The 10,847-nt window shown below is 39.6% G+C and carries 17 protein-coding genes and 1 pseudogene; 10 read left to right on the top strand and 8 right to left on the bottom strand.

The annotated features are described in order from the left end of the window. From NSB03_RS18720 to NSB03_RS18730, 3 genes are all read right to left on the bottom strand, one after another. Positions 1 to 353, bottom strand: a 353-nt coding sequence (locus NSB03_RS18720; protein WP_371826238.1) for a DUF6597 domain-containing transcriptional factor, incomplete at its 3' end; no start/stop codon positions are given. Positions 354 to 605: 252 nt separating this feature from the next. Next, a complete protein-coding gene (gene mobA / locus NSB03_RS18725) occupies positions 606 to 1,028 on the bottom strand; it encodes a conjugal transfer protein MobA (RefSeq protein ID WP_024988618.1) in 423 nt (140 codons plus the stop codon). Between the two features lie 280 nt (positions 1,029 to 1,308). Next, positions 1,309 to 1,818: a DUF3408 domain-containing protein gene (locus NSB03_RS18730; RefSeq protein ID WP_024988617.1), complete on the bottom strand. Its 510-nt coding sequence runs from the start codon at positions 1,816 to 1,818 to the stop codon at positions 1,309 to 1,311. A gap of 79 nt (positions 1,819 to 1,897) precedes the next feature. Between NSB03_RS18730 and NSB03_RS18735 the strand changes: the two genes are divergently transcribed. From NSB03_RS18735 to NSB03_RS18750, 4 genes are all read left to right on the top strand, one after another. Then, positions 1,898 to 2,029, top strand: a complete 132-nt coding sequence (locus tag NSB03_RS18735; RefSeq protein ID WP_255202434.1) for a hypothetical protein — start codon at positions 1,898 to 1,900, stop codon at positions 2,027 to 2,029. A 250-nt stretch (positions 2,030 to 2,279) separates the two neighbouring features. Continuing rightward, entirely contained in the window at positions 2,280 to 2,591 is a 312-nt protein-coding gene (locus tag NSB03_RS18740; protein ID WP_024988616.1) for a helix-turn-helix domain-containing protein, read from the top strand. A gap of 52 nt (positions 2,592 to 2,643) precedes the next feature. Continuing rightward, a complete protein-coding gene (locus NSB03_RS18745; RefSeq protein ID WP_024988615.1) occupies positions 2,644 to 2,949 on the top strand; it encodes a helix-turn-helix domain-containing protein in 306 nt (101 codons plus the stop codon). A 176-nt stretch (positions 2,950 to 3,125) separates the two neighbouring features. Next, positions 3,126 to 3,308 (top strand): hypothetical protein, encoded by a 183-nt coding sequence (locus tag NSB03_RS18750; RefSeq protein WP_121767485.1) that lies wholly within the window; start codon positions 3,126 to 3,128, stop codon positions 3,306 to 3,308. Here NSB03_RS18750 and NSB03_RS18755 read toward each other — a convergent pair. The 5 genes from NSB03_RS18755 to NSB03_RS18775 form a co-directional block, all read right to left on the bottom strand. Continuing rightward, positions 3,280 to 3,654, bottom strand: coding sequence for a virulence RhuM family protein (locus NSB03_RS18755; protein WP_024988614.1), 375 nt, complete (start codon positions 3,652 to 3,654; stop codon positions 3,280 to 3,282). The two genes, NSB03_RS18750 and NSB03_RS18755, sit on opposite strands and share 29 nt — an antisense overlap. 2 nt (positions 3,655 to 3,656) lie before the next feature. After that, complete coding sequence (locus NSB03_RS18760; RefSeq protein ID WP_257466574.1) at positions 3,657 to 4,892, bottom strand: site-specific integrase; 1,236 nt, start codon at positions 4,890 to 4,892, stop codon at positions 3,657 to 3,659. Positions 4,893 to 5,314: 422 nt separating this feature from the next. Then, positions 5,315 to 5,953 (bottom strand): hypothetical protein, encoded by a 639-nt coding sequence (locus NSB03_RS18765; protein WP_227239007.1) that lies wholly within the window; start codon positions 5,951 to 5,953, stop codon positions 5,315 to 5,317. A 3-nt stretch (positions 5,954 to 5,956) separates the two neighbouring features. After that, positions 5,957 to 6,310 carry a hypothetical protein gene (locus NSB03_RS18770; RefSeq protein WP_007653852.1) on the bottom strand — a complete coding sequence of 118 codons (354 nt, stop codon included), beginning with the start codon at positions 6,308 to 6,310 and terminating at the stop codon, positions 5,957 to 5,959. A gap of 4 nt (positions 6,311 to 6,314) precedes the next feature. After that, on the bottom strand, positions 6,315 to 7,718 hold the full coding sequence (locus tag NSB03_RS18775) for an ATP-binding protein (RefSeq protein WP_032529661.1): 1,404 nt from the start codon (positions 7,716 to 7,718) through the stop codon (positions 6,315 to 6,317). 194 nt (positions 7,719 to 7,912) lie between these two features. On the opposite strand from NSB03_RS18775, the gene NSB03_RS18780 reads away from it, so the two are divergent. The 6 genes and pseudogenes from NSB03_RS18780 to NSB03_RS20825 form a co-directional block, all read left to right on the top strand. After that, on the top strand, positions 7,913 to 8,341 hold the full coding sequence (locus NSB03_RS18780) for a DUF3788 domain-containing protein (RefSeq protein ID WP_032529662.1): 429 nt from the start codon (positions 7,913 to 7,915) through the stop codon (positions 8,339 to 8,341). Positions 8,342 to 8,380: 39 nt separating this feature from the next. Continuing rightward, positions 8,381 to 9,514 carry a GyrI-like domain-containing protein gene (locus NSB03_RS18785; protein ID WP_128824503.1) on the top strand — a complete coding sequence of 378 codons (1,134 nt, stop codon included), beginning with the start codon at positions 8,381 to 8,383 and terminating at the stop codon, positions 9,512 to 9,514. 6 nt (positions 9,515 to 9,520) lie between these two features. After that, positions 9,521 to 9,988: a GyrI-like domain-containing protein gene (locus tag NSB03_RS18790; protein WP_024988612.1), complete on the top strand. Its 468-nt coding sequence runs from the start codon at positions 9,521 to 9,523 to the stop codon at positions 9,986 to 9,988. A 69-nt stretch (positions 9,989 to 10,057) separates the two neighbouring features. Further along, positions 10,058 to 10,300 (top strand): hypothetical protein, encoded by a 243-nt coding sequence (locus tag NSB03_RS18795; RefSeq protein WP_032531309.1) that lies wholly within the window; start codon positions 10,058 to 10,060, stop codon positions 10,298 to 10,300. After that, on the top strand, positions 10,251 to 10,670 hold the full coding sequence (locus NSB03_RS18800) for an RteC domain-containing protein (protein WP_024988611.1): 420 nt from the start codon (positions 10,251 to 10,253) through the stop codon (positions 10,668 to 10,670). The genes NSB03_RS18795 and NSB03_RS18800 overlap by 50 nt, the downstream gene beginning before the upstream one ends. 103 nt (positions 10,671 to 10,773) lie before the next feature. Beyond that, positions 10,774 to 10,847, top strand: a pseudogene (locus NSB03_RS20825) (helix-turn-helix domain-containing protein); the annotation flags it as partial.

A 10,847-nucleotide genomic window follows, 5' to 3' on the forward strand; every position in this document is an offset into this window, starting at 1 on the left:
CTTTTGTTTTCAATATCATAGCCCGAAACTTCCCGGTTGTAAAAAAGGGATGTCGGTATGTTCAGAAACATACTCATAGCGTGAGGGTGGAATACAACCACTATCATTTCTATATTTCCGTCTGCATATAGGTGTGACGAGAAATTAACTTGTCCGCTGACAGTCAGTTTGTCTTGTGTAACATTCAGTTCAGGGATATATAACGGTGCTTGTTTATGGAAAATGATTTGAGGGCAACCGATAGGAAAAGTTAGGGTATTCAAAAAATGATTACTTTTGAATACCCAATAATATCTCACGTAAGGTTGCAATAGCTTACATGGCTTGTAAAATTTGAACGCCTCTTGAATCATTTTACAAAAGTAGTAATTTTGTGCTGGTTACGAAGTAAAAAGAGGTAAATGAAACATAGAAACGACTGCGCATAATGACAAAGTCGTTTCTATGATAAGAATTATATTTTCAATCCTTTCGGTCGATTCCCATCTTTTGCATATAGTTCCGAACGCCCGATGATGACATGCCTGACCCTATGAAATTCTCGGCGTTTCGCGTTATTTCACAGGGTTATGTATCTACCGTATTTTTTAGGTGTACAATGGAATTTATCCTTTTTGTTGTTCCCATTTAGCATACATTTCCCTTGAAAGCTCCACGATCTCCCGGCTCAGTTTCACAAAATCGATGGTATGTTTCTCCAACTTGTAGAGCAACGCCATCGCCTTCTTCTCCGAAAAGTGGATGCGTAACTCTTTAACGACCTGATTGTAGTTCGTACCGATGGTACGGAATTGGGCGTGGAAGTCCGACAGTTTGGTGTAGTAGTCCACCATCGTCTTGTCCACCTTTAGCACCTTGAACTTCTGCCCGAAGAAATGCGCTTTGAGAAAGACGGCTTTCGCATACACGTTCGATTCCTCGTACATCGTCAGGAACCTGTTCCACTCCACATCATCGAAGCGCACCATTACGCAGTGCGTCTTCGGATTCAACTTGGGATTTCTCCCGTACTTGCTCTTCTTTTTCATTCTTCTTATTCTTTTAATTTTATGGCTTGTCCATTGTTTAATCTTTGATTAAGGAACCTTGAAATTATCCGACTACGGAGGATAATTCTGCCCACGGCAGTGCTGGGATTTTCAGTTACTCGGAATCATTCGAGTAACTGAAAATATACCTTGCTGTGTCTTTGAGGACACAAGAATCCTCCGCCTGTCGGATTGATTTGTGAGTGCAATAACTAATTGGGGATGTCGGTCAAACCGATGGAGTGTATCCACCAGCTTGATTGGTTCTACCATAATCCGCTCAGAGTTTGCGCCACTGCTCGATGTCTTCCCGGTAGGTTTCAAGGTGCAGGCGGACAAGGTTCTCGACCATTCCCGATGCGCTCATGCCCCTGCCGCCGAAGTAGCGGACAATCCTGTCCAAACTGTCGCGTACCTCGCTGCTGACGAACACGGGCTTGCGGTCGGTTATCTTGGGGACTTGCAGGTAAGTGGTGTGATATTCGTCCAACGACAGCCTGCGTTGCTTGCTGCTGATGCGCCTCTGCGACACTGCCGCTTTTCCGGGCATGTCACTTACGGCTTCTTCAAGCACTTCATTCGCTGTTTCTTCCGCGGCTTCTTCCTTCACGGCGGTTCCCGTTCCCAAAGTGCCAGAAACTTCGGTCTGTTCCGGCTCGTCCGGTTCCAAACCGATACGCTTATAAAAATCGTTAAGGGATGTCTTGTCACGGGATTCCCTGCGGCTCATTCTTTCCACGATTTCCCGGGCTTGCTGTTCACTGACGATTGGTTCTTTTCTTGTTGCCATAAAAACAAATTGATTAAGTTATTACTGTGGTCTTGGTCAGTACCTCGACCGATTATCGCCAGCGAAATAAGGTGCTTTAATGCAGTCAGTCAAGCGTTTGGATTCGATTGGGCAATTTTGTGTGGCTTTGCTTGATGCCTGTCTGAACTTCGGTGCAAACTTCACCGATTTGCCGGATTGTTTGAATCAGACGGAATGTGATGTGAAATAGAAATAAGGGCTTATTCCCAATCCCACCGATGGTTGGTTCTGTCTCGTTAAGAATACGGCAATGGTAGCCCGTTCACCTATTACAATATAGGCACGGTAATCAGGTAGGAAAGGTGTATTTAGCCATTACTACTATGGACAACCACTACATCGTTGTGCCACAAGCTGCCAGTTTTGAAAAATCCATTGTTTTATAAAGGTTTACCCTTTTCTTTGTGACGAGAAGAAACAATAACAAAAAAATGAAGTATATGGAAATAGTATCAATCGAAACAAAGACCTTTGAAGCAATGGTCGCCAAGTTCGACCATTTCGTCAGCCGCATGGATGCAATCTGCCGGCGGCATGGAGAAAAGACAATGAGCAAGTGGATGGACAATCAGGACGTGTGCCGGATGCTGAACATCAGTCCCCGCACGTTACAGACCCTGCGGGGCAACGGCACGCTTGCCTACTCGCAGATAAACCACAAGACGTATTACCGTCCCGAAGATGTGCAACGTATCGTTTCCGTAGTGGAGGACAGACGGAAGGAAGCCAAGTTCAAGGGAAGGACGATATAATCTCAGTGCAATAAACGAATTATAATAACAATACCCACTAAATCCAAGTAACATGAACGAATTGATTAACAAAGACAACGAGTGGATAATCCATTTCATGGGCAGTCTTGACCGACTGCTGGACAGCTACGAGCGTCTGACCGCCAACTACCGCCCGACATTGGGCGGAGAGCGTTTCTTCACCGACAAGGAAGTGTCAGCACGGCTGAAGGTAAGCCGAAGAACGCTTCAAGATTACCGCAATGAGGGACGGATAGCCTATATCCAGCTGGGCGGCAAAATACTCTATCGTGAATCTGACATTGAAAGGATGCTTACTGACGGCTACCGCTCCGCCTACAGACAGACGGCTATCTGATTTTCTTGAAGGAGCGAAGTTTGCCGTTTGCCCTACGGTTGCGGAGCAATGGACTTTTAACATAAAGAAAAAAGGAATGACTTACAGATGAAGCACCAATATCCTGCTTCGTCTGTAAGCCATTTTCTGATTTCCCGCCAGTCGCTTGTTTCCGTTGCCGAATGCTCTTCAAGCGTATGGCAGGCAGTGGCAAGGTTTTCGGGCTGAATACGCTCCGCAGGAGGAAGATTCTGTCCGAAACGGCTCTGCCGCCCGACCTTGCCTCTGCCATCAAGCCATACGCTACCTTTGCATCCGTGCATCGGGAACGAGTGGCTGACGGAATGAGACTCAATTATACCATCGGTTATTACCTCTGACGCTGGCAACAAATAGTGTAATCGGTGTAGCTTTCTTAATGGTGCTAATTTCATTTATTATAAACCGTCTGAACAAGACACCCTCTTTACTGCATATCCTAAATGCAACGGCTATAATCACTTCAATGTTATAGACATCGTAACTGATGCCATCCGGTTGCTTGAGATACTTCATCGTGTCAAGTTCGTTCAGTTCCTTGTGCTTGTAAATGGTATGAATCGCCTTGCGGACATCGCATGAGAACACCCCGAACAGGTCGGCTATCTCGAACTTGGTCATCCATATAGGTGCAGTCGGTATGGTGACTACACCTGTTTCACTGATTGATATTATTCCTCTATCCATATCTATCGCATAACTTTAGACATTATGTTCTTTACATTATTCATATCGCGCAAAATGGAGGAATCCAACACACGTGCATAGTGCTGCGTCATTTTTATATTGGAATGGCCGAGCATTTTTGCCACATTCTCTATGCTCACACCGTTGGCGAGACATACAGAGGTCGCATACGAGTGTCGGGCTACATGTGTGGTCAAGGTCTTGTTTATCATACATAAGTCTGCGATTTCTTTCAGATAGCTGTTCATCTTCTGATTGCAGGGGACTGGCAGCAGTCTGTTTTTCTTTTGGCAAGCTGGATGTTCCGCATATTTACGGAGAATCTCCAATGGAATATCAAGTAAAGGAATGTTACACATATTCTTCGTCTTTTGCCGAGGCTTGCGAATCCATAGGTTGCCGTTGGAGTCTTCTACGATATGTTCCGGTGCCAGTTGTTGCACGTCTATGAAGGCTAGCCCAGTGAACGCTGCAAAGGTGAAAACATCCCGGACAACTGTGATACGCTCTAACGGAAACTCCTTGTGATAGATAGTTAGTAGTTCATCCATTGTCAAGAACTCACGGATAACCTCTTTCTCATGAAACTTGATGCCGATGAACGGGTCTTTGGTAATCCATTCGTTAGCAAGCGCAAGATTGGTTATCTTCTTCAAGCACTTCATGTAGCGGATAACCGTATTCTGCTGGCACTCCTTCTCTGTTTTGAGGTAGAATTCAAAAGCACGTACCATCTCTCCATTGACTTCCGATAATGGCAAATCCTCCTTGCCGTATTTCAGTTTGATAAGTTCTGCAAGATAACGTTTACAACTTTCATAACGGCGGACGGTAATCAGGGCATAGTCCCTTCCGACAAGTTCACGGCATTGGTCGTTATGTTCTTGGATAGTTTGAATAAGTGTACGGACAACTTCCGGTGCTTGGTCTTGTCCGAAGAACTTTTTCTGCAACAGGCGGGCGGTGATGAACTGCCCTTGTTCTTCCAGTTCATTGAAAGTCTGGTGGAGTTTGATTCTTGCATCCTCGATATAAGCATTCAAGTCGCAGGATTTTCGGCTTTTGCCTTTGGCGCACTCCTTCGCCTGATTCCACAAGGCTGGTTCAATGCTTTTGCGGATATTGTTTTCCACTCGCACACCGTTCACGGTGATACGCATACATACGGAGGCTTCCCCGTTTTTCAGCAGTTTGGCTTTCTTGATAAAGAAAAGCATGTTGAATGAGTCTCTTTTCATGTTCCTACAGTTTTTCGTTGTACAAAAGTAGGAAACCATGCACGCTTTCTTTATACGCAAAATGTTGCAAATCAGAGAGAAGTAATCTTATTCGGTGGAGATTTACGCTCCACCTCTTTTGCTCCACCTTTTGGAACACCAATAACGGTAATATTCTGCCGTTTTTTGCGTCCTCTCGGAAAACAAAAAATCCCGATTTCGTTTGGAAATCAGGATTTTACTGTCTTTTACTTTTCTTCTAAGTGGTGCCACCAGCAACCGAAAGTCGGTTTATATGGCACTATTTCTCAATAAGTTATATCTTTATCACGATGTTAATCCCTTGAATAAGGTTTTCACAGCTTTGCAGCGTTCGACATCAGTTTATATCTTGAGTACGATTTCTGAGTGCAAAGATACAACTAATATTAGAATTTCAAATATTATCCTTTTATTTGTTCTCTAAAAGACTTACCTATATCCATTATTAACTTGTCATATTTTTCTTTTGTCCTTCTATTTTTATTGATGGTGTTTTGTGCATCTGCTTTAGATATTATTTGTTGAACTTGTTCTCCACCTTCAATTTGTATTCTTATATCTATAAGCTTTAATTTTCCGAATTGGAATTGTTCAAATTGTTCTATAAGTTGAATTAATTTCTCATAATGTTCTTCTTCTATTAATAGAAGATTATCGCTAATAGCATTACGAGTAAGCCTGATTTGTTCACTGAAAGATGGTATTTGATTAGGGTCTGCTTTTTGCCATAACAAATCAGCTTGTCGTTTTGTATATAGTAGAACTTTCCATAAATCATTATACAATTCAAACTGTTTCTCTGAATATCTGAGAAACTGGGATTTTGCTTTCTCTAATTCATTTTTTGTATTTTCCAATTCAGAAGCATACTTTGTTTTTATCACTTCTAATTCTTTTTCATGTTTATTATTATAAGCATCTAATAATCTAGTTGAAAGGAAATTTCCAAACCATTTAGATAGTGCAATAATAACAACACTTGAACCACCGATTGAGACAATGAAGGCTGTTACTAACTTTACATATTCTATCATTTCCATATTTTAATAATATAATCCGTTATTCTGCATCCAAGTATTAATACTATCAGGGTCAATACTGCCAAATAAGTATTTGTTCTTTGATAAAAAACCAACTCGTTGTCCTCTTAAATATATGGTAGGTGGAGTGGATGTATATGGATTATAAGGGCTTAAAGAAGAGTAAGGACTACCATAAGTTGAATACTGATTCTTAAATGAAGTAGCGGAATAGATACTACCATACAAACCATATTCATAGGAAATGGAATCTATATCGTATCTATTAAGAGAAAGTTTTCCTAAGAATTGCCCGTCACTAGCAATTAAAAAGGATTCACATCTTGCAATTCTATTATTGAAATCATTTATATTCATATATTTATTTTTTTATGATATATTGTTGTAATGGACTATTAGGTTTGTTAGGTATAGTCATAGAAAGAATGCCTACTTCTAAAAGTGGGTTGATGATATTTTTTTTAAATCTACTTCGGTTTGTTTGTCCTACAAGTTTCATTATTTCTTGAATAGAATGGGGTTCTGAGCAATACGAAATTATTTGTTCCGCTATAAATGTATAACGTATATCCAGCTTAGGACATTCTTGGGACAAGCTTGGGACATTTATTATTTCATTTTTGATACTAATCCCTCTTTTAAATACAGCTGTAAACATCCCCTCTGTGTGAAATTCTGGTTCGGGCAGATTTGCTTCCCTCATAGTTTCCTGCATACGAGGAATACCGGATGCAACTCTTTCGACCAAGTGCATACGGGTAAATAACCCGAATATTAGTGGGTTACGTGTCATGCTTTTATGCCCGAAATTTTTAGCTACAATAGGCAAAAGTCCTCCGGGATTGGAAATCTCTACCCGGTCGTCAAACATTTCTATCATAATACTTGCGCCTTGTTCATAGTAGTCACGATGTGACAGGGCGTTTATAATAGCTTCTTTAAATACGGTTAGAGGGATTTCCCAAATTTCCTCTCTTGGTCCTGCTCCCTCTATTTTATAAGCTACTTGCAGTTTGCTTTCCAGCCAAGACATTGCCTGTAAATACTGTTGGTACAATGAACCTCCGAAAGCTTTATCATCTATAATATAGACTTTATTCGTTCCCTTGAAAAGAACACATCTTGTAACAGCATGTGGAAACTTTCGTTCAGGTTGTTTTCCAAAAAACATCGCCGCTCCATTCTTTACCGTTCCGTTCTCGGTAAATAGTTCCAAGTTTTCAAATATTTGTTTGTCGGGTGTGGACGGACTTAGTTTTGCTTCTGTTCGGAAATCCTTAATCATCTGTTCGTCTGCATCCGTGTAGATATTGAACCAATGGCAGGGTATATGGTCAAAAAAGATTTTATTACATTCCTGAAAGAAGCTGCGCATTTCTTCGGCTGTGCGAAGTTTCTGCGAGTTCGCTCCCTCACGCACATAGATAGAACCGGAAAATATATAAGGTTTGTCCTTGCCGGACGGAACATCAATCACCCAAATAGTTTTATCTCCAATATTTACCGAATACAATTCACAGTGGAGTGTAGGAGATATTTCACTGATAGAACCTTGAATGGCAGAACGCTTATCGTTTTCTAAGTTAGTATCTACCACTTGTCCGTTATCATCTACTCCAACAAGCACATATCCTCCGTCTGCATTGGCGAAAGCACATATTTCCTCTGTCAGTTCACGAACTTTTGAAGGGACACGAACTTTAAATTCTACATTGTAACCCTCTCCGCTATCAATGAGTGATTGTATATTTTCTGTATTCAGCATGAATCTCAAATAATTAGAATACAAAGTTAGTTATTTGTTCTGTATAACCCCATTAAGTTTTATTTTATTTGTCTTCAATCGCATCATTGGGTTATATTTATAATTTGCCTTTTACAAAATTAGCTATATTGGATAACGGAACAAATAAAAAACAAGCTATTTTTGCCTTATCAATCAAGGTATTACAATTCATCATGGAAAAAGACTTTCAAATACCGACTCCGGAAGCGATAGAGTCTTTGATAGGAAAAGGGCTTTATCAAATATGGAATGCTCTCTGTCTTTTAATTGAGTATAAGTATGAAATGGAACGATTCTGGAACAATGGTGGGAGAAAATGGAAATATGAATATAAGTATCGAAGAGGTGGAAAAACTCTCTGTGCTTTATACGCTAAAGAAAATTCCTTTGGCTTTATGGTTATATTAGGTAAAGGAGAACGTGATAAATTTGAAATGCAACGAGAACTATTCTCAAAAGAAGTACAGACATTGTATGATGAAGCAACTGTTTATCATGACGGTAAGTGGATTATGTTTGAGTTGAGAAATGCCGAGTTGTTTAGTGATATAGAACGCCTTTTAGAAATCAAAAGGCTACCAAACAGAAAATTATTATCTTAAAGAAGTATCTTCCTTTATTATCATACTTTTGAATTTAAAATGAGCAAGAGATATTGTCAAAGTTGCGGTATGCCACTTCGTTTTGATATGGAAGAATGGCTGGGAACTAATTTGGATGGTTCTAAGAGCGATACGTTCTGTTACTACTGTCTGAAAGACGGGAAATATACAGTAGACGTGTCGATGCACGAAATGATTGATATTTGGCTTAGATACATAAATAAATACAATATGTATGCCCATACAGTTTATTCTCCCGAAGAATTGAAACTGATATTGGAGAAAAGACTGCCGACACTCAATCGGTGGAAACAAAAACAAGATACGAAGAATGTTCATAACCAAGCTATTCAAAGTATAGTTAATTATATCAGCAATCATCTGTTTGAGGATTTTGATATAAATACATTGTGCCAAAAGTGCGGAATGTCAGAATATCATTTTAGAAGGGTGTTCAAATTTATTGTCGGTGAAAATATAGGAAATTACATACAACTACTTAGACTGGAATATGCTGCACACTTATTGACCTCAACCGAATATACATTATCCCAGATAGCGGAACTATCTGGTTATCAAAGCAAATACAGTATTGCAAAAGCATTCAAGAAACATTTTAGAGTTTCAACATCCTTATTCAAGGAAAGATTCACACCTCGAAAACGAAATGCGCATACATTGCTAACTTCCAGAATAATAATGATTAATAAAATGTTTGTTTCTTGTTTGGAAGTGGGGAAAGCATACGAAAATAAGTTTCAATATAAGATGGTATGGGATAAACTGTTGTATTATGCAAGGTTCAATAGGATAGACAAAAAACACACAAACTTTGTCAGTTTAAGTTTGGATAATCCGGCAATAACACCGGAAGATAAATGTCGTTTCTATTTAGGTATAATTATGAATGATATACCGGATGCCAAATTGAATACTATACAAATCCCTAATGGACAATATGCTATATTTAGGCATATAGGTAGTTATGATTTCTTATGTGATTTATATAGGATAATTTATGAAGAATGGTTTCCTGATAGCCAGTACTATCCCCAAAACACTTTTAGTTTTGAGGTGTATATAAATTCTCCATGTGATACAGATGTACCGGAATTGATAACTGACATATATATACCTGTCGTAAAGAAAAAAACATTCACTGATATAAAATAATATAGTATGGGAAAGATTTCAGAAATCGCATTGTTTCAACAATCTGAAACGTATGCATTAGTAGTGGAAACACGTACTACAGTAAAAGAAATTGCTATGACTATAGGCAGAAGCTTTATGGAAATAGAAACGTTGTTTAAAGAGCAAAATGCTGTAATGGCAGATGTTCCTTTTGTGGAATATCTTAATTTTGAATCCATGTCAGAAGATATTCACATGGTTATTGGATTTAAATCAGCTAAAGTCTTGTGTGGAAAGGGGAACATAAGAGCGATTACCATTCCGGGCAGAAAAATAGTATCTTGCTTACATAAGGGGAATTATACTGAATTAGCTTCTTTGTATCGTGAAATGCAGGAATGGATTGCGACTAAAGGTTATAAATCTTCAGGAGCATCGATAGAATATTATTATAGTAAGCCGGGGACTTCAGAAGAAGAACTGGTTACTAAGGTTGAAATGCCAGTTTTGTAGGCATCTTATAAAAATCTATTGTTAAACATTCATCTAAAGCCGTTTATTAGGCGGCTTTAATATTCTGATATGAAGAATTTATTAGAACAGAGATTTTTCCGGCTATTGTCGGAATGCTCACAGCGTAAAGTTTCTGCATCCGAGTTTACGGAAGCTATTGAGGAATTGGCTATGCATGTAGCCAATTTTGGTATCAACGAACAGGATTACAGCGTTTTGCTCCGCTATTTTTCTTTTGGTTTACATCGTCTTAAATCGTACCGTGTGCGGTTTGAGCAAGAAAAAAATGCCCTATTTGCATTTAATCGATGAATCTATAGGACTTTTAAACACCGAAATACGTCTTATCGAATGGCGCATCAAATACCCAGAACAGCTACAGCAACGTATCAACAAACAGCCTCTTTCCCCTCTCTATCTCGCAGACAAGACAACCCTTATCAACATCATGGAAATGGTAAGCGGTCTGTTCCTCTCCAAAGACATCGTGTATCAGAACGGCAAGCCCGCCTACTTGGTGGACTTGGCGAAAGCCTTTGAATGGCTTTTCAATATCAGGATAGGCGACTGTTACCAAAAACATGAGGACGTGATAAAACGAAAGCCGGGCAAGCTGACCGGGTTTCTTAATGGATTGGTAGAACTTATCAAAAAGGAACATGACAAGAAAGGGTACAGATAACCAAAGGTTTAGAATTTGTTTATAGGGGATTCCATTAGTTCCCCCGTAATTTTTTTGCGCCTGTTTTCTGAACTTTGCTTCATCAATCGATTGACAGACCATAATGTATAATCAGAAAAATGAAGCAATCATGTATATAGAGAATGACGATTTCAGCGTATGGATGCAGAAGTTGTA

The sequence above is a fragment of the Bacteroides acidifaciens genome (assembly GCF_024623065.1).
GTDB classification, from domain to species: domain Bacteria; phylum Bacteroidota; class Bacteroidia; order Bacteroidales; family Bacteroidaceae; genus Bacteroides; species Bacteroides acidifaciens.